22 protein-coding genes are annotated in these 18219 nt (G+C 68.0%); 4 read left to right on the top strand and 18 right to left on the bottom strand.

Annotated features, from left to right (window positions below; translation table 11 throughout):
• Positions 1–50 precede the first annotated feature (50 nt).
• Together TX88_RS15800 and TX88_RS15795 are read right to left on the bottom strand one after the other, a co-directional pair.
• On the bottom strand, positions 51–314 hold the full coding sequence (locus TX88_RS15800) for a hypothetical protein (RefSeq protein ID WP_162563145.1): 264 nt from the start codon (positions 312–314) through the stop codon (positions 51–53).
• A 38-nt stretch (positions 315–352) separates the two neighbouring features.
• Positions 353–955 (bottom strand): TetR/AcrR family transcriptional regulator, encoded by a 603-nt coding sequence (locus TX88_RS15795; RefSeq protein ID WP_044518033.1) that lies wholly within the window; start codon positions 953–955, stop codon positions 353–355.
• Positions 956–1024: 69 nt separating this feature from the next.
• On the opposite strand from TX88_RS15795, the gene TX88_RS15790 reads away from it, so the two are divergent.
• On the top strand, positions 1025–1858 hold the full coding sequence (locus tag TX88_RS15790) for an alpha/beta fold hydrolase (RefSeq protein WP_084622012.1): 834 nt from the start codon (positions 1025–1027) through the stop codon (positions 1856–1858).
• Between the two features lie 37 nt (positions 1859–1895).
• Positions 1896–2546: an SDR family oxidoreductase gene (locus tag TX88_RS15785; RefSeq protein WP_044518030.1), complete on the top strand. Its 651-nt coding sequence runs from the start codon at positions 1896–1898 to the stop codon at positions 2544–2546.
• Positions 2547–2557: 11 nt separating this feature from the next.
• On the opposite strand, the gene TX88_RS15780 is transcribed toward TX88_RS15785, so the two are convergent.
• Genes TX88_RS15780 through TX88_RS15770 form a run of 3 tightly spaced genes read right to left on the bottom strand, consistent with a single transcriptional unit; the run spans position 2558 to position 4087 of the window.
• Entirely contained in the window at positions 2558–2887 is a 330-nt protein-coding gene (locus tag TX88_RS15780) for a rhodanese-like domain-containing protein (protein ID WP_044518029.1), read from the bottom strand.
• A gap of 21 nt (positions 2888–2908) precedes the next feature.
• Entirely contained in the window at positions 2909–3328 is a 420-nt protein-coding gene (locus tag TX88_RS15775; protein WP_044518027.1) for a MarR family winged helix-turn-helix transcriptional regulator, read from the bottom strand.
• A gap of 3 nt (positions 3329–3331) precedes the next feature.
• On the bottom strand, positions 3332–4087 hold the full coding sequence (locus TX88_RS15770; RefSeq protein ID WP_044518026.1) for a YebC/PmpR family DNA-binding transcriptional regulator: 756 nt from the start codon (positions 4085–4087) through the stop codon (positions 3332–3334).
• 104 nt (positions 4088–4191) lie between these two features.
• On the opposite strand from TX88_RS15770, the gene TX88_RS15765 reads away from it, so the two are divergent.
• Positions 4192–4578, top strand: a complete 387-nt coding sequence (locus TX88_RS15765; RefSeq protein ID WP_044518024.1) for a carboxymuconolactone decarboxylase family protein — start codon at positions 4192–4194, stop codon at positions 4576–4578.
• Positions 4575–5465 carry an NAD(P)-dependent oxidoreductase gene (locus tag TX88_RS15760; protein WP_044518023.1) on the top strand — a complete coding sequence of 297 codons (891 nt, stop codon included), beginning with the start codon at positions 4575–4577 and terminating at the stop codon, positions 5463–5465. Before TX88_RS15765 ends, TX88_RS15760 begins: the two co-directional genes overlap by 4 nt.
• Here the strand turns inward: TX88_RS15760 and TX88_RS15755 are convergent.
• From TX88_RS15755 to TX88_RS15695, 13 genes are all read right to left on the bottom strand, one after another.
• Positions 5440–7353: an ArnT family glycosyltransferase gene (locus TX88_RS15755; protein ID WP_409365864.1), complete on the bottom strand. Its 1914-nt coding sequence runs from the start codon at positions 7351–7353 to the stop codon at positions 5440–5442. The two genes, TX88_RS15760 and TX88_RS15755, sit on opposite strands and share 26 nt — an antisense overlap.
• Positions 7354–7427: 74 nt before the next feature.
• A complete protein-coding gene (locus TX88_RS15750; protein ID WP_044518022.1) occupies positions 7428–8183 on the bottom strand; it encodes a hypothetical protein in 756 nt (251 codons plus the stop codon).
• A 17-nt stretch (positions 8184–8200) separates the two neighbouring features.
• On the bottom strand, positions 8201–8782 hold the full coding sequence (pdxT, locus tag TX88_RS15745) for a pyridoxal 5'-phosphate synthase glutaminase subunit PdxT (protein ID WP_044518020.1): 582 nt from the start codon (positions 8780–8782) through the stop codon (positions 8201–8203).
• Positions 8779–9627 (bottom strand): acyl-CoA thioesterase II, encoded by an 849-nt coding sequence (gene tesB / locus TX88_RS15740; RefSeq protein WP_044518019.1) that lies wholly within the window; start codon positions 9625–9627, stop codon positions 8779–8781. Before tesB ends, pdxT begins: the two co-directional genes overlap by 4 nt.
• Positions 9628–9669: 42 nt before the next feature.
• Entirely contained in the window at positions 9670–10581 is a 912-nt protein-coding gene (gene pdxS / locus TX88_RS15735) for a pyridoxal 5'-phosphate synthase lyase subunit PdxS (protein ID WP_044518017.1), read from the bottom strand.
• Between the two features lie 64 nt (positions 10582–10645).
• On the bottom strand, positions 10646–11704 hold the full coding sequence (locus TX88_RS15730) for an NUDIX hydrolase (protein WP_044518016.1): 1059 nt from the start codon (positions 11702–11704) through the stop codon (positions 10646–10648).
• Between the two features lie 2 nt (positions 11705–11706).
• A complete protein-coding gene (locus TX88_RS15725) occupies positions 11707–12831 on the bottom strand; it encodes a glycosyltransferase family 4 protein (protein ID WP_044518014.1) in 1125 nt (374 codons plus the stop codon).
• 4 nt (positions 12832–12835) lie between these two features.
• Positions 12836–13744: a phosphatidylinositol mannoside acyltransferase gene (locus TX88_RS15720; protein WP_044518013.1), complete on the bottom strand. Its 909-nt coding sequence runs from the start codon at positions 13742–13744 to the stop codon at positions 12836–12838.
• Positions 13741–14388 (bottom strand): phosphatidylinositol phosphate synthase, encoded by a 648-nt coding sequence (gene pgsA / locus TX88_RS15715; protein ID WP_044519450.1) that lies wholly within the window; start codon positions 14386–14388, stop codon positions 13741–13743. The genes TX88_RS15720 and pgsA overlap by 4 nt, the downstream gene beginning before the upstream one ends.
• Positions 14385–14948 carry an ATP adenylyltransferase gene (locus tag TX88_RS15710; protein ID WP_044518012.1) on the bottom strand — a complete coding sequence of 188 codons (564 nt, stop codon included), beginning with the start codon at positions 14946–14948 and terminating at the stop codon, positions 14385–14387. Before TX88_RS15710 ends, pgsA begins: the two co-directional genes overlap by 4 nt.
• Complete coding sequence (gene thrS, locus TX88_RS15705; protein ID WP_044518010.1) at positions 14945–16999, bottom strand: threonine--tRNA ligase; 2055 nt, start codon at positions 16997–16999, stop codon at positions 14945–14947. Before thrS ends, TX88_RS15710 begins: the two co-directional genes overlap by 4 nt.
• Before the next feature lie 61 nt (positions 17000–17060).
• Positions 17061–17492: a TIGR02611 family protein gene (locus TX88_RS15700; RefSeq protein ID WP_044518008.1), complete on the bottom strand. Its 432-nt coding sequence runs from the start codon at positions 17490–17492 to the stop codon at positions 17061–17063.
• A complete protein-coding gene (locus tag TX88_RS15695) occupies positions 17489–18121 on the bottom strand; it encodes a PaaI family thioesterase (RefSeq protein ID WP_044518007.1) in 633 nt (210 codons plus the stop codon). The genes TX88_RS15700 and TX88_RS15695 overlap by 4 nt, the downstream gene beginning before the upstream one ends.
• Positions 18122–18219: the final 98 nt, after the last annotated feature.

Here is an 18219-nt window from a genome sequence, read left to right as displayed (position 1 = left end):
TTCGATAGCGTAGCGGGCCGTGCCGACGGGTTGCCGCAGGGACACGCCAATCAGCGGCTCCGGCGGATCTCCTCCATTCGCCGCTCCGATGCCCGCCATCCCCTGACGCGTTCGGTACCGACTTCCCTGCCGTCCCGCTCGATGACGATCGTCCAGGGCACCCCGAGGAATTTCGCCACGAACCAGAACGGCCAGGCCAGGAAGAGCAACAACGCAACGGCGACGAAAATCCCCCCGACCACTCCATCGGAGTCCCCGATCGTGTCCGGGGCGTACATCCACTTGCGCCGCACCGTCCTTTGTCCTACCTCCATGAGCCCCCCGATCCCCTCCAGCGGCACACACCGCCCGGTCAGTTTGCCGCATCGGTGAGCACTCTCGCCCCGAGGGCGACTCCGCGGTATTGCGGAGCCAATGCCCGGCCGGCAGCCAGCAGCGGTTCGACGTCACGCAGCGTGCGCGCCAGGATGAACGCGCCCTCAAGGGCGGCGACCAATGCCACCGTCACGTCGCGGGCCTTCGCCGGTTCCACACCACGCTGGGCGAAGTAGGCCGCGCCGCCGTCGAGCCACGCCGTGAACACCCCTGCCGCAGCGACCCGCAACTCCTCGACGGTGTCGGAGGTTTCGGCCGCCACGGTGCCGACCGGGCACATGTTCACGAACCCACTCGCTGACATGTCCTCCGCGGCTTGGCTGAACACGCCCTCGACCGCCTGCCCCAGGTCGTCGTACTCGTCGACGATGGTCGGAATGAGCAGCCCGTAGGCGGCCCCCGCGTCGATCAGCGCCTCGCGGGCGATCTGCAGCTTCCCGCCGCGGAAGTGGTGGTAGAGCGAACCGATGGGGGCGCCCGAGGCCGCGACGATGTCCTTCATGCCGACCGCCGCATAACCCTTGTGCCGCATCAACTCAGCCGTCGCGGTCAGGATCGTCTCCCGCGTGGACCTTGCCATCCGAACCTCCTACCGACACACTAGAGCATGAATTCTAGAATCAACGTTCTAATGCCGGGGAAGGTCACCATGAAAACAGTCGAACTGCCCGCGGGAACCATCGAATACCGAGAAGAAGGCGACCCGTCCGGCCCGCCGGTGGTGCTGCTGCACGGGTTGCTGATGAACGACACGCAGTGGAGCACGACGCTGCCCCTGCTGCCCGCCGGCTTCCGCTATCTGCTGCCGGTACTTCCGATGGGCGGACACCGCATCCCGATGCGGGAGGATGCCGACCTGAAGATGGACGGGATGCTCGGGATCGTCGCCGATTTCCTCGACGCCCTGGACCTGGCCGACGTCACCTTGGTCGTCAGCGACTGGGGCGGCCCGCTGTTTCTCACCGACACCGGCCGCGACAAACGGATTGCGCGGCTGGTGATCTGCCCGTCCGAGGCCTTCGACAACTTCCCGCCCGCCCCCTACGCCAAGGTGCTGTGGCTCGCCAGCCGCACCACCGGCACCGTCTCCTTCGCGCTGCGCCAGATGCGGATCGGGTGGCTGCGCCGGCAACCGATGCTGTTCGGCCAGATGTCGAAAAAGCCGATCCCTCAAGATGTTTTCGAGTCGTGGTCCGATGCCGCACTGGCCGATCGGCGCATCCGCCGCGATCTCATCGGTTACTGCCGGAGCCGATTCGACAAGGCCGAGCTGATCCGGGCCACCAACGCCCTCGCCGATTTCACCGGCCCGGCGCTGGTGTTGTGGAGCGACAACACGGTGATGCCGCCCGCGCACGGGCGACGCCTGGCCGACCTGCTGCCGAACGGGCAGCTGCGCCAGATCGAGGACGCCCGGGTGCTGATCATGCTCGATCAACCCGAACGGACCGCCGAGGAGATCGGCCGCTTCCTGACCCAGTGAGCGACCCGGCGATAACGTGGTCGTGGGAGGTACGGATATGCGCGTGGTTATTGCCGGCGGACACGGAAAGATCGCCTTGATCCTCGAACGGTTGCTGTCGGCGCGGGGCGACGAGGCGGTCGGACTCATCCGCAACCCCGCCCAGGCGGGCGACCTGGAGGCGGCCGGCGCGACCGCGGTCGTGCTGGACCTGGAGAACGCATCGGTCGCCGAGGTCGCCGACGCCGTACGCGGTGCCGACGCCGTGGTGTTCGCGGCAGGCGCGGGGCCGGGCAGCGGAGCGGCCCGAAAGCAGACCGTGGATCGCGATGCGGCGATTCTGCTGGCCGACGCGGCCGAGGCCGCGGGTGTGGGCCGATACGTGATGGTCTCGGCGCTCTCCGCAGACGACCGCTCACTCGACAAGAACTACGACGAGGTGTTCCTGGCCTACATGCACGCCAAGGCCGAGGCGGACGCCGACGTGCGGGCCCGCTCCGGATTGCGGACCACCATCGTGCGCCCGGGCGGGCTCACCGATGAGCCCGGCACCGGAAACGTGACCGTCGCCGAATCCACCGGCCGCGGAAGCATTCCCCGGGAGGACGTAGCCGGCGTGCTGCTCGCCGTGCTGGACGAGCCGGAGACCGCGGGCCGGACGTTCGAGGTGATCGCCGGCGAGACGCCCATCGACGCCGCGCTGCACTGACCGTTCTCCGCTCAGGGGGTCAGCGGTCCACCCGCCGCACGCCAGTGGATCAGGCCACCGCTCATGTTGACCGCCTCGAAACCGTTCTCCACCAATAGATTTGCCGCACCGGCGGACCGGATGCCGCCGGTGCAGAAGGTGATGAGCAGACGGTCGTCGGGAAGCTCGAGGCAGCGCTTGGGCAGTTCCTCGAGCGGCATGTGCACCGCGACGGGAATGTGGACCCGGTTCCACTCGAATGCGCGACGGACGTCGATCACCAGCGCGCCCTCGTCGACGAGGCGGACCGCCTCGGCGGCGCTGACGGCCGGCGGCCGGCGGAGGTAGTGCCGGAAGCTCATAACCTTCAGGCTAACTGAAGGCTAGGGAGAACCCGACATGACCCGTGTCATACATGCACGCAGCGCTTCGGTCAGTTCGGGGTACTGCAGGGCCAATCGCGCATCCAGCTCGGTCACCACGCCCGTGGCCTGGTCCAGCAGCGCCTCGCCCGCGGCTGTGACCTGCAATGTCGACGCGGCGCCGGCGTGCGCCGTCGCGTCCTCGACCAGGCCCGCCGCCACGAACGACGCGACGGCCGCATGCGCGCTCTGCACGGTGATGCGCGAGCGCCGGGCCAGCTCACTGAACGAGATGCCCGGATTTCCGCGAACGTGCCCCAGCAATCCGAATTTGCGCGTCGTCAGCCCGAGCGGTTTGAGGGCGTCGACGAACGCGGATTCCCAGACCCGGCTGATCGTGAGCAGCGCGATGGTCGGGCTGAATGGGGGCGGCTCGGGCAGCGGCTACTCCTCGTCGAGCTGCGCGGCGACATCGTCGGGGATGTCGATGTTGGTGTAGACCTCTTGCACGTCGTCGCTGTCCTCCAGCGCGTCGACGAGCTTGAACACCTTGCGGGCGCCTTCCAGGTCGACCGGCACGCTCACCGACGGCTGGAAGCTGGCCTCCGCCGAGTCGTAGTCGATACCGGCGTCCTGCAGCGCCGTGCGAACCGCGACCAGATCGGTGGGCTCGGAGATGATCTCGAAGGAGTCGCCGAGGTCGTTGACCTCCTCGGCACCGGCCTCCAGGACGGCCATCAGCACGTCGTCCTCGGTCAGGCCGTTCTTCTCCAGCGTCACCACACCCTTGCGGGTGAACAGGTAGGCCACCGAACCCGGGTCGGCCATGTTGCCGCCGTTGCGGGTCATCGCGACGCGGACCTCACCGGCGGCGCGGTTGCGGTTGTCGGTCAGGCATTCGATGAGCACCGCGACACCGTTGGGGCCGTAGCCCTCGTAGGTGATGTTCTGCCAGTCGGCGCCACCGGCCTCTTCACCACCGCCGCGCTTGCGGGCGCGCTCGATGTTGTCGTTGGGCACCGAAGACTTTTTGGCCTTCTGGATGGCGTCATAGAGGGTCGGGTTGCCGGACGGGTCTCCCCCACCGACACGTGCCGCGACCTCGATATTCTTGATCAACTTGGCGAACATCTTGCCGCGCTTGGCGTCGATGACGGCCTTCTTGTGCTTGGTGGTGGCCCACTTGGAATGGCCGCTCATGCAGGTACGCCCCTTTTCCGGTTAAAACTCCGGCTCTCCAGTCTACGTGGGACGTTATCCGGCACCTGTGGGCAGCGCCGCATCGGTTCATCTAGCGTCACGGAATGGACCAAGACACGTACGACAAAGGACTGGCGATCCGTACCGCTGTCCTGGGCGAGGACTACGTTCGCAAGGCCGCCGGGAACGTCGACGCGTTCTCCAAACCGCTGCAGGACCTGGTCACCGAATACTGCTGGGGCGCGGTGTGGGGTCGCGAAGGACTGGAGCTGAAGACCCGCAGCATGCTGAACCTGGCGATGATCGCGGTGCTGAACCGGCCGAACGAGCTGAGCACACACATCCGTGGCGCGCTCACCAACGGCGTCACCCGCGAGGAGATCTGCGAGATCTTCCTCCAGGTGGGCATCTACGCGGGCATCCCGGCCGCGGTCGACAGCTTCCGGCTGGCCCGCGCCGTGTTCGCCGACCTCGACGAGGAGCGTTCGTGAATTCCGAGATCGGTTTCATCGGCCTGGGCAACATGGGGTGGCCGATGATGGATCGACTGCTGACAGCCGGATTCCCGGTGGTGGCCTTCGATGTGCGCGAGGACGTTCTGGCCAAGGCGGCCGCGCTGGGCGCCGTGCGGGCCGACTCGGTGCGCGACGTGGCCGACCGCACCGAGACGATACTGGCCAGCCTGCCCACCCCGCAGATCTCGGAGTCCGTGGTGGCCGACGTCGCCGCCGGATCCCGGGTCCGGCGCTTCGTCGACCTGTCGACGGTGGGAGGTCCAGCGGCACAACGCAATCACGCGGCCCTCGGCGCGCATGGCATCGCCGCGCTGGACAGCCCGGTCAGCGGCGGGATGCACGGTGCACAGGCCGGCACCCTGGCGATCATGGTGTCCGGACCGCGGTCTGAATTCGATTCGCTCGCACCGATTTTCGAGGTTCTCGGCCGAGCGATCTTCGTCTCCGAACAACCCGGCGCCGCACAGACCATGAAGCTGATCAACAACCTGATGGCCGCCACCACCCTCGCCGCGACGGCCGAGGTGATGGTGATGGGCGTCAAGGCCGGGCTGAACGCCGACGTGATGATCGATGTGCTCAATGCCGGATCCGGCGGCACGCACGCCAGCCGGGACAAGTTCCCGCGGGCGGTCCTCCCCCGCACGTTCGACTACGGATTCGCCACCGGCCTGATGGCCAAGGACGTCCGGCTCTACCTCGACGAGGCGACGGCCCTGGGCCTGCCGGTCGAGATGGCCCAGACCGTGCAACGCATCTGGGAGCAGACGCTGCGCGCCGAGGGCCCCGAATCCGACTTCACCTCCGTCATCAAGCCGATGGAAAACGCCGCGGGCGTCATTGTCGAGGGAGGGTCCCGGTGAGAGGTGCGCGCAGGTCGTAGACCGTGTCCGAGCCCACCCTGGTCGAGATGAAGTTCGCCTTCACCCAGTCGGAGATGTCGGTGTGGGAGTTGTTGCCGAAGAAGCCGCCGTGGTCACCTTTGGAGTCGGGGAGGATGTAGTAGGTGATCTTCCGGTCGGCGACGTAGGTCTGGAACTGCTCCAGCGTCGGGGCCGGATCGCTTCCGGTGAAACCGCCGATCGCCATTACCGCTGTGTCGGTGGACAATTCGAGACCGGACGCGGCGCCGGACCGGTTGATGGCCGCCGACCATTCGGTGTTGGTCCCCCGCAGCATCGCGTTCACCTCGGAATTGTCGGAGTTCCATCCGTGCCCGTGATCGTCGTCGGGATCGGCCGGTCCCACGCTCGGGCCGCCCCCGGTGTGCGACTGACCCAGGGTGGCCACGGTGTACGCGGTGGATCCGGCCAGTCCACCGATGATCGCCACCGCCAGTGCGGCGGCCGCCATTCCGCGGGTGCCCGACCGCAGTGCCCAGAGCAGGGCGACGGTGGCCGCGACCGTCACCGCCAGGATCGACCACCGCAGCGCCGGCAGCCACGCCGAATTACGGGCCAGGATCCAGAAACTCCACCCCGCGGTACCCAGGAGCATTGTCGCCAAACCGATCTGACCCAGCCTGTCGTCGCGTCGGCGCCACATCTCGTGGAGGCCGATGGCGAACATCGCCGCCACGGCCGGTGCCAGCGACATGCAGTAGTACGGATGCACGTTGGTCTTCATGAAACTCAGCACCAGACCGTCGATCACGAGCCAGGTGCCGAACAGGATGGTCCCGGCCCGCACGATGTCGGTGCGCGGCGCCCGGCCACGCGAGATCAGTACCAGGACCACCGCCAGCAGTGCCGCGGGCACCAGCCAACCGATCTCGAAACCGAACTCGCCGGTGAACAGCCTCGGCAGGCCCTGGACCTGATCGCCCCAGCCGCCGTGGTGCGGTACTGCGGGGGCCATCGGATCGACGTCGACGTGCGTGCCGTAGTGGTTGTGGCCGAGAACCCGACCGAATCCGTTGTAGCCCAACACCAGATTCATGAAGTTGTTGTCGGTGGACCCGGCGAGGTACGGCCGCGACGAGGCGGGCCACACCAGGGTGAGCACCACGAACCATCCGGCCGAGACGAGAAACGCCCCGAGCGATCCGGCCAGGTGCAGCAGGCGCCGGCGCACCGGGACGGGTGCGGCGATCAGGTAGACCAGCCCGATGGCCGGCATCACCATGAGTCCCTCGAGCATCTTGGCCAGGAAGGCGAACCCGAGCGCGACACCGGCCAGCGCCATCCAGCGGGCGCCGTTGCGCTCCAGCGCGCGCACCGTGCAATAGGCGGCGGCCGTCATCAACAGGACCATGACCGCGTCGGGGTTGTTGAACCGGAACATCAGCGCGGCCACCGGCATGAGGGCCAGCGCGGCGCCGGCCAGCAGCGCGGCGCGGGGCCCGCTGATGCGGCGGACCGCACCGTAGAGCAGCGCGACCGAACCGACGGCCATCAACGCTTCGGGGATGAGCATGCTGGCGCTGCTGAACCCGAACAGCTGACCGGACAGGCCCATCACCCACTGCGACACCGGCGGCTTGTCCACGGTGATGAAGTTGGCCGGATCCAGCGATCCGAACAGCAGCGCCTCCCAGTTGAGCGAACCGGCCCAGGCCGAGGCGGCATAGAACTCGTTGCCCATGCCGTTGACGGTGATGTTCCACAGGTAGACCAGGGCGGTGGCCGTCAGCAGAGCGGGCAGCGCCAGGCGTTCGGCCCGGGAGCGATCCGATCGCACCGGCTGAGCGGCCTCGATCGGTGCCAGATCCGGGTCCGCCGCCGACGGTTGGTCAAGAGTCGATGTCACCACACCATTAAGGCGTGCCCAGATTTGACCGAGCTGAGTGCCAGCCGGGTAGTTCCTGCGTACGGGGCGTTCGACGACTACTGACCCGGGTCGGGCGCGGTGGGGGTACCGCCGACCAGGTCATCCCAATGCCGCCGCACCGGTGCCCACCGCTCGTCGAACTCGCCGGCGCGCCGGCGGGCGCGCTCCAGCCGCTTCGGGCCGTACCGCCAGCGCGCCCACGGCGAGGTCGGCCTGGCCAGCCGCACCGCGGCCACCCAGGCCACGGGCGACACGAACAGGCCGATCAACGCGGTCGGGTACTTGCCCTTGAGCGCGACCACCGCGACCACCAGGAAGTGCAGCAGCAGGGCCACCACCGCCGTATAGCGCAGGGCAGCGACCCCGGCGGGCAGATCGTCGGTGTGGATGGGAGACACCCCGGCGGCGGCCAGGCCGACGCACGCCCCGGCCAGCGTGACGATGTTGACCGACAGTTGGCCCTCCTGGCTCCAGTACACGTCCTGCAGCCGGAAGATCATCGCGAACTCGTCGAGCACCAGGGAGGCTCCGACACCAACGAGCAGCGCCGCCAGATAGGCCCACCCCGACAGCGGCGGGCAACCCACGGCGGTGAAGGCGCCCCCGATCAGCAGGATGATGCCGGGTGTCGAGTGGTGCATGTGCACACCGCCCGCACTGACGTTGTGGAACGGCCCCCTGCCGTCACGGATCAGGCGTGTGATGGTTCGGGTGGTCAAGAACGTCACCACGAAGGCCACGAAACTCAGCAGCAGTGGCCCTTTGTAGCCGTCGACCACGTCGTGTTGCCACCAGGTGCCCAGCCAGTTCACCGCCGGATCCTATCGACTCAGAGCGAATCGACGAACAGCTTGTGAATACGCCGGTCCCCGGTCATCTCGGGGTGAAACGACGTCGCCAGCATCGAACCCTGACGCACCGCGACGATGTGGTCGGCCGCGCGGGCCAGCACCTTGACATCCGCACCGACCCGCTCGACCCACGGCGCCCGGATGAAGACCGCGTGTACCGGGGTGTCGAGCCCCTCGAAGTCGATGTCCCCTTCGAAGGAATCGACCTGACGACCAAAGGCGTTGCGCCGCACCGTCATATCGATTCCGGCAAGCGGAACCGCCTCCCGCCCGACGGTGCCCGCGTCCTTGATCTCGGTGGCCAGCAGGATCATGCCTGCGCACGAGCCATAACAGGGCAACCCCGCGGCGATGCGCGCCCGCAGCGGTTCGAGAAGTTCGAATTCGCGGAGGAGATGGCTCATCGCGGTGGATTCCCCACCGGGGATCACCAGGGCGTCGACCGCGTCGAGCTCGGAAAGCCGCCGCACCGTGCCCGCCTCGGCGCCCGCCTCACGCAGCGCAGCCAGGTGCTCGCGAGTGTCACCCTGCAACGCGAGCACCCCGACGCGGGGGCTCACGTGCCCGCCGCCGGTGCGGCGTTGCGCTTGAAGCGGGTCAGTCCCTCTTGCATCACCGCGGCCACCATCTCGCCGTAGCGGTTGAAGATCTTGCCCTGGGTCAGCGAACGCCCGCCGCACGCCGAGGGCGAGGACTGGTCGTAGAGCAGCCACTCGTCGGCCCGGAACGGCCGCATGAACCACATGGCGTGGTCCAGCGACGCCACCATCAGTTGCTTGCGCACATCGAGGTGGTTGACCTGGGCCGAGCCCAGCAGGGTCAGATCGCTCATGTAGGCCAGCGCGCAGATGTGGAGCACGTGATCGTCGGGCAGCGGGTCGCGGTGGCGGAACCAGACCTGTTGCTGCGAGGCCTTGCCGGGAATCCGCGCCACCAGGTCCCGCGGCACGATCCGGACGTCCCATTCGGCGAACTGGGCGAACCCGGCGTCGTCGAACGCTCCCCCGGACCGGAACCCGGGCAGGTCGTCGGGCCCGGGGGCCTCGGGCATCACGTCCTGATGTTCGATGCCGGTCTGGTCGGTCTGGAACGACGCCGACATCGTGAAGATCGTCTCGCCGTGCTGGATCGCGCTCACCCGGCGGGTGCAGAACGAGCCACCGTCGCGGATGCGCTCGACGATGTACACCGACGGTGCCCGGGCATCGCCCGGGCGGAGGAAGTAGCCGTGCAGAGAGTGCACCTGGAACGTCGGCTCCACCGTGCGCACCGCCGACACGAGGGACTGACCGGCGACGTGGCCGCCGAAGGTCCGCTGCAGGAAACCCGACTCCGGGCTGAACACCCCACCGCGATAGATGTTGACCTCGAGCTGCTCCAGATCGAGGATCTCTTCAATCGCCATAGGCTAAGGCCGTCTGCTCTTCGCGCAAGCGCTCATCACCGTTTACCAGCCGCGCTCGGCGAGCCGGTGCGGCTGGGCGATCTCCTCGACGTTGATACCGACCATGGCCTCACCCAGACCGCGTGACACCTTGGCCAGCACGTCGGGATCGTCGTAGAAGGTGGTGGCCTTCACGATCGCCGCGGCGCGCTCCGCCGGGTTGCCCGACTTGAAGATGCCCGAACCCACGAACACGCCTTCGGCGCCGAGCTGCATCATCATCGCCGCATCGGCCGGGGTGGCGATGCCGCCCGCGGTGAACAGCGTGACGGGCAGCTTGCCGGCCCGGGCCACCTCGGACACCAGGTCGTACGGCGCCTGCAGTTCCTTGGCCGCGACGTACAGCTCGTCGGAGCTCAGCGAGGTGAGCCGACGGATCTCGCCGCCGATCTTGCGCATGTGGGTGGTGGCGTTGGAGACGTCGCCGGTGCCGGCCTCACCCTTGGAGCGGATCATCGCCGCGCCCTCGGTGATCCGCCGTAGCGCCTCGCCGAGGTTGGTGGCACCGCACACGAATGGCACGGTGAACTTCCACTTGTCGATGTGGTTGGTGTAGTCGGCCGGGGTGAGCACCTCGGACTCGTCGATGTAATCCACACCCAGGCTCTGCAGGATCTGCGCCTCGACGAAATGCCCGATGCGCGCCTTGGCCATGACCGGGATGGTGACCGCGGAGATGATGCCCTCGATCATGTCGGGATCGCTCATGCGCGACACCCCGCCCTGGGCGCGGATGTCGGCGGGTACCCGCTCCAGTGCCATGACAGCAACCGCACCCGCGGCCTCGGCGATCTTCGCCTGTTCCGGGGTGACGACATCCATGATCACGCCGCCCTTGAGCATCTCGGCCATCCCGCGCTTCACGCGCGCGGTGCCGGTCTGGTTGCTAGAGCCGTTCTGCGCCGCGGTATCCACTGCAATCTCCTCCAAAGTCCTACTGATTCAGTCTAGTGGAGCCGCCAAATCCATTAAATCCGCATCACCGGATGGCTTGAAGCTCGCGATTCGCAGATCCCTGCGTATTCGCCAGCGTCGCTGCGGGCTGCTCGGCCAGTTCGTTGGCCTGAGCCAGCAGCTCACCCAGTTGAAGCGGATACACGGCCTCCCCGCCGGCAACCAACTCGGCGATCATTCTCGCATCGCACCATCGGTGCCCGTGAATGTAGTGCCGTTCCAGGGTCGTGCGACCCGTCGCCGACGGCTCGAACCGGGCGGTGCGGTGGATGAAGAAGTACTCCTCGCTGCGGATCACCGAGGCGTTGAAGTCGATGACGGCATCGCGCCGCCACACCGGCCCGACCAGGTCGGCCGGTGCCGCCTGCAACCCGGTCTCCTCGGCGAGCTCGCGCGCCGCGGCGGCCGCCAGATCCTCACCGGGCTGGACCGCTCCCCCGACGGTGAACCACCACCGTGGCGCGGGCCGGTCCGGGTCGTCGATCGCGGGGTCGGAGCCGCGCAGCAGCAGCACCGCGCCGGTCTCGTCGAGCAGCACCACACGTGCCGAGGTCCGGCGGCTCACCGGGTTGACCTCGGCTTGCGAATCCGGCCGTTCGACGATCTCGAAATAGGTTGGCAGTGCCGCGGTTCCGCCCAGTCGCAGCAGCCGCACAAAGCGACGTTCCCGCAGGGCCAGGGTGTCGCGGACGGCGTCGTTGTGGAAGCGCCGGGCCAGCAGCACCCGGGCTTCGGCATCGGCTAGTTCGGCGACCAGCGGCACCGGCAGCCCGGCCGGGTCGACGACCGCCAGTGCGGCCGACAGGTCGTTCTCGGCGGCTTCACGCGCCGGACGGGGTGCTCGCTCGGCGACGTCGGCCAGCGCTGCCAGGCGTTTGCCCTGCGGCGCCCCCGCGTAGGCGTCGACCGCGACGGCACGGGCGACGACGGCCCGGCGGGCCAGTGCACCGTCGAGCGCCTGCCAGGACAGGTCGTAGCGCACGTGGAGCCGGTCGAGCCGGTTGGCGGTCTGGTAGGCCCATCCTCCGACGAGCAGGAGGACCACCAGGACGGCCAGTGCGGTGATCACCAACCAGGTAGGCACGTCTAGTCACCCACCTGAACTTTGATCCCGGCGCTGGCCACGGTCTCGTACACCCGCATGATCTGACCGGCCACCACCGACCAGTCGTAGCGGGCGACCCGCTCGGTGGCCTGGTCGATGTACCGCTCGCGCAGCGCGTCGTCGTCGAGCACCTCGATCAGCGCATCGGCCAGCGCGTCGGCATCGCCGACGGGAACCAGCCGGCCGGCCTGCCCCTGATCGAGAACGCGGCTGAAGGCGTCCAACTCACTGGCCACCACGGCCGTTCGGGCCGCCATCGCCTCGACCAGCACGATGCCGAAGCTCTCGCCGCCGAGGTTGGGTGCGCAGTAGACGTCGGCGCTGCGCATGGCCGCGGCCTTGGCGTCGTCGTCGACCTGGCCAAGGAAACGGAGGTGCCCGGCAAGCTCGCCGGCCTCCTCCCGCAGCGCGTCCTCGTCACCGCGGCCCACGATCAGGATCTCGATGTCACCGAACCGCCGCGCCAGCTTCGGGAGGGCACCCAGCAGTACCGCCATGCCCTTCCGGGGTTCGTCGAACCGGCCCAGGAACAGCACGGTGCGGCCCGGTCGCGGATACCCTTCCAGCCGAGGCGCATTCGCGAACGACGGCACGTCGACACCGTTGGGGATCTCGACGGCGTCCGAGCCGAGCGCCTCCATCTGCCAGCGCCGGGCCAGGTCGGACACCGCGATGCGGCCGACGATCTTCTCGTGGAACGGGCGCAGGATCCCCTGAAACACGCTGAGCGTCAACGACTTCGTCGTCGAGGTGTGAAAGGTCGCCACGATCGGCCCCTCGGCGGCCTGCAGCGCCAGCATGGACAGGCTGGGCGCGTTGGGCTCGTGCAGGTGCAGCACGTCGAATTCGCCCTCGGCGATCCACTTCTTCACCTTGCGGTGGGTGGCCGGGCCGAACCGCAGGCGGGCCACCGAGCCGTTGTACGGGATCGGGACGGCCTTGCCGCCCGACACCACATATTCCGGCAGCTTCACATGCGGCGACGACGGCGCCAGCACGCTGACATGGTGCCCGCCCGCGCGCATCACCTCGGCCAGTTGCAGCACATGGGATTGCACACCGCCCGGCACATCGAACGAGTACGGGCAGACCATCCCGATACGCATGGCCTCAGGTACCTAACCGGGCGCGACGTTCGGCGGACAAGTCGGCCAGCCACTGCGGCTGCAGCATGTGCCAGTCAGCCGGGTGGGCGGCGATGTTCGCGGCGAACCGGTCGGCCAACTGCTGGATCACCACCGACACGTCTCCCGACGAGGTGTCGAGCGCGTCGAAGATCTCGACCACGCAGTCCTCCCCGTCATAGTGGACGTGCGTCGGATGCAGCGGGGCCCCGGTTTCGATCGCCAGCTTCGCCGGGCCTGCGGGCATCCGGGTGGGTTCGCCGAAGAAGTCGACCTCCACACCATTGCGGGTGAGGTCCCGGTCGGCCATCAGGCAGACGAACTTGTTGTCCCGCAACCGTTCCGCGAGCACCTCGAACGGAGGCCGTTCTCCACCGGACAGCGGGAACACCTCGAAACCCAGGCTCTCCCGGTAGTCGATGAACCGGCGGTACAGCGATTCGGGTTTGAGCCGTTCGGCGACGGTGGCGAAGGTGCCGAACTGCTGGGCCAGCCACACCCCGGCCATGTCCCAGTTACCGCTGTGCGGCAGCGCCAGCACCGCGCCGCGGCCCGCCTCGCGAGCGGCCCGCAGTTTGTCCGCGCCGACGAACACCTCGTCGAGACGCTTGGCCACAGCAGTCAGATCCATCGACGGCAACCGGAACGCCTCCCGCCAGTACCGGGCGTACGAGGCCAGTGAAGCACGCATCAGGTCCTCCGGCACCTCGGCCGGCGGCACCCCGATCACCCGGGCCAGGTTCTTGCGCAACTGCTCGGGTCCACCGCCGCGGGAGGCATAGTAGGCACCCGCATCGAAAAGGTTGCGCGCCACCAGCTCCGGCATCGCCCGGACCAGTTGCCAGCCTGCCGCGTAACCCAGATCGGTCACCTGTCCCGACAGCGGAATGTTCACGAGGCTCCCGGGGGTTGCAGCAGGTCCATGGCGCCCGGCGAGGTCCGCACGGCGTGTATCCGCTGTGCCACGGTGATGACGCTGGCCACCGCCAGCAGCCATGCCGCGACGTGCAGCAGCCACGGAACGTGCAGGAACGGCACACCCGAGAGCCCCGCGCCGACCAGCACGATCACCAGGCGCTCCGGGCGCTCGATGATGCCGCCGTCGCCGCGCAGCCCGCTGGCCTCGGCACGGGCCTTGATGTACGAGATGACCTGGGAGGTGACCAGGCAGATGAGGAGCGCCACCACCAGCGTCGGGTTGTCCAGGCCGAACGCCGCCCACCACAGCAAGCCGGCGAAGATGGCGCCGTCGGCGATGCGGTCACACGCAGCGTCCAGTACGGCGCCGAACCGCGTACCGCCGCCGCGTTCGCGGGCCATCGCCCCGTCGAGCATGTCGGCGAGCACGAAGACGAACACGGCGAACGCGCCCCACCACAGCTGACCCATCGGGAAGAGGGTCAACGCGGCGGTGACGGTCCCGGCGGTGCCGACGATGGTGACGATGTCGGGAGTCAGGCCCGCGCGCAGTGCCGCCTTGGCCACCGGCCGCGACAGCTTGGCGTAGGCCGCCCTGCTCATCAGGAAGAGGTTGCTCACGGCTGGCGGGCCCATTCCGTGGCCAGCAGCTCCCGGGTCTCGCTCAGCAGCTGCGGAATGACCTTGGCGCCACCGATGATCGTGATGAAGTTCGCGTCGCCGCCCCAGCGCGGGACCACGTGCATGTGCAGGTGCTCGGCCAGCGATCCGCCGGCCGAGGTGCCGAGGTTCAGGCCGACGTTGAACCCGTGCGGACGCGAGACGGCCTTCATGACGCGGATTGCCTTCTGCGTGAACGCCATCAGCTCAGCGCTCTCGGCTTCGGTCAGGTCCTCCAGCTCGGACACCCGGCGGTAGGGCACGACCATGAGATGGCCCGGGTTGTACGGGTAGAGGTTGAGCACGGCGTACACGAGTTCGCCGCGGGCCACCATGAGCCCGTCCTCGTCGGACATCTCGGGGATGTCGGTGAACGGCTGCGACGAACCGGCCGAGCCGACCTTGTTGTCGCTCTTGACCGCATCGACGATGTAGCTCATCCGGTGCGGCGTCCACAACCGCTGCAGATGGTCCGGCTCGCCCACGCCGTGGTCGACGATGGATCGCTCATCCCCCGTCATTCGCCGGTGCCTACCTTGACCAGGTCCGCCGTCGGCACCGCGTTGTTACGGTCCGCGATCCACTTCACGATCGCCTCCACGGCCTCGTCGACGGGCACGCCGTTGATCTGGGTGCGATCACCGAACCGGAAGGAAATGGCACCGGCCTCGATGTCCTTGTCGCCGGCCAGCAGCATGAACGGCACCTTGAGGTTGGTGTGGTTGACGATCTTTTTCGCCATCCGGTCGTCGCTGCCGTCGACCTCGACCCGCACACCGCGCGACTTCAGTTTGGCGGCAACGTCATACAGGTAGTCCAGGTGCGCGTCGGCCACCGGGATGCCGACCACCTGCACCGGTGCCAGCCAGGCCGGGAACGCGCCCGCGTAGTGCTCGGTGAGCACCCCGAAGAACCGTTCGATCGAGCCGAACAGGGCGCGGTGGATCAGCACCGGGCGCTGCCGGCTGCCGTCGGCGGCGGTGTACTCCAGCTCGAAGCGGTCGGGCATGTTGAAGTCGAGCTGGATCGTCGACATCTGCCAGTTGCGCCCCAGCGCGTCCTTGACCTGGACGGAGATCTTGGGTCCGTAGAACGCCGCGCCGCCCGGATCCGGCACCAGGTCCAGGCCCGAGGCTTCGGCGACCGACCGCAGGGTCTCGGTGGCCTCGTCCCACATCTCGTCGGAGCCCACGTACTTGTCGGGGTCCTTGGTGGACAGCTCCAGGTAGTAGTCGTCCAGGCCGTAGTCCGAGAGCAGGTCGAGCACGAACTGCAGCAGCGAGGTCAGCTCGTCGCGCATCTGCTCACGCGTGGTGTAGATGTGCGCGTCGTCCTGGGTCATGCCGCGGACGCGGGTCAGCCCGTGCACCACGCCGGACTTCTCGTAGCGGTACACCGAGCCGAACTCGAAGAGCCGCAACGGGAGTTCGCGGTAGGAGCGGCCCCGCGCCCGGTAGATCAGGTGGTGCATGGGGCAGTTCATCGGCTTGAGGTAGTAGTCCTGGCCCGGCTTGCGCACCGTGCCGTCCTCGTTGTATTCGGCGTCGATGTGCATCGGCGGGTACATGCCGTCGGCGTACCACTCCAGGTGGCCCGAGGTGATGTAGAGGTGTTCCTTGGTGATGTGCGGGGTGTTGACGAACTCGTAGCCGGCCTCGGAATGCTTGCGCCGCGAGTAGTCCTCGAGTTCCTTGCGGATCACACCGCCCTTGGGGTGGAACACCGGCAGGCCGGAGCCGAGCTCGTCGGGGAAGCTGAACAGGTCCAGCTCGACACCGAGCTTGCGGTGGTCGCGGCGCTGCGCCTCCTCGATGAGCTCGAGGTGCTTGTCGAGGGCCTCCTGCGATTCCCAGGCCGTGCCGTAGACGCGCTGCAGGCTGGCGTTGTTCTGGTTACCGCGCCAGTAGGCGGCGCTGCTGCGGGTCAGCTTGAACGCCGGGATGTACTTGGTGGTCGGGATGTGCGGGCCGCGGCACAGGTCACCCCAGACCCGTTCCTTGGTCCGGGCGTTGAGGTTGTCGTAGGCGGTGAGCTCGTCGCCACCGACCTCCATCACGTCCGGGTCGCCGGACTTGTCGTCCACCAGTTCGAGCTTGTAGGGCTCGCCGGCCAGTTCCTCGCGCGCCTGATCCTTGGATTCGTAGACGCGCCGGGAGAACAGCTGACCGTCCTTGACGATCTTCTGCATCCGCTTCTCGAGCTTTTGCAGGTCCTCCGGGGTGAACGGCTCGGCGACGTCGAAGTCGTAGTAGAAGCCGTCGGTGATCGGCGGCCCGATACCCAGCTTGGCCTGCGGGAACATGTCCTGCACGGCCTGGGCCAGCACGTGTGCGCACGAGTGCCGGATCACGCTGCGGCCGTCGTCGGTGTTGGCGGCCACCGGCGTCACCTCGACATCGGTGTCCGGGGTCCAGGACAGGTCGCGAAGACGCCCGTCGGCGTCGCGCACCACGACGATCGCGTCGGGGGTTCCGCGACTGGGCAGATCCGCCTCGCGCACCGCCGCGCCGGCGGTAGTCCCGGCCGCGACCCGGATCGGGGCAGCGGGGGCTGGGCTGGGGGCGGCGCTCATCGGGGAGTCTCCTACCATGCGAGGGCTAATGCGAACGCTGTCATGCTATCGGTGGGCCTGATCAGGACCCCAGCCCGATAGGGCTCTTGAGCCACTGTTGCTCCAGCCCGACCAGCCCGGCGCTCCACCCGATCACTCCGAACAGCCACAGCGTGCCGATCACCACCAGTCCGGTGAACGCCGCGCTGACGCCTTTGACCGCGATGTGCTGGCGGTCGAACCAGGCCATCACGGCGTCATAGCGGGCCCGGACGTAGCGCAGCGCCCGCTTGGCGAAGTCGAATTCGCTGGCCAGGATCGCCAGCCCGAGGAAGACGATCGCCCAGCCGGGACCCGGGTACGGAATGGCCACGATGCCGACGGCCAGCACGATGGTGCCGACGACGCCGACGACGATCCGGTAGGTGAAGTCGGCGGCCCGGCGCGAACGCAGCCGTTCCCGCCAGCTCGTCCAGCGCCGCTTCACCTCGGCAAGGTTGGTCGCCAGACTCATGGCTGCCCCGGCTTGAGCCGGACGAACAGCGCCTCGGCGTCGGCGAGCACGTCGTCGCCGTCGAGCAGGCGTCCCTCCACGAAGATCTTGCGTCCCTCGATGCGGTCGATGCCGGCCTGCACCTGCAGGTCCTTGTCGATCGGGGCGATCTTGCGGTAGTTGACGTGCAGATACGCGGTGCGCTGATACATGCTGCCGGTCAGTTTGGCCGCTGTGTAGCCGAGCAGCGAATCGAACAGCAGCGCCAGCGAGCCGCCGTGTACCGCGCCATTGCGACCGAGGTGAAACCGCCGGAAGTGGGCGGTCCCGGCGATCCGGTCGTCGGCGGTCCGTTCCAGATGCACCGGCACGTTGTTGACGTTGCCACGATTGGGCAGGTCCATTCGCCGGCCGGACGGTGAATTCCACTCGTCGGCTTCGTACGGAGCCAGCAGCGCCGACACCTTCTCGATCAGGTCCGCGGCCTCGGTGATGACCTCGTCAGGGGCGTCGGCACCGCGCGCGTGGTCCTGCAGGGTGCGCACCGCCTCGATGAAACGGCCGTAATCCGGCCCGCCGCGATCGGTGGGTTCGGGCGGATTGAACCCACCACCGGGGTGCGCGCCGGCGGTGTCGATTTCTGGGGCCACACCGCCACCGTATTAGTGCCAAGGTGGTGACGTGAAACTGCACGACCTGGAGCAGCGCTCGTTGACCTATCCGGAGGTGGGCGCGACGGCCGGCGACC

The organism is Mycolicibacterium septicum DSM 44393 (assembly GCF_000455325.1).
Classification (GTDB): Bacteria; Actinomycetota; Actinomycetes; order Mycobacteriales; family Mycobacteriaceae; genus Mycobacterium; species Mycobacterium septicum.
The sequence above is the reverse complement of the archived record's forward strand: the minus strand, read 5'-3'. Positions and strand labels throughout refer to the sequence as shown.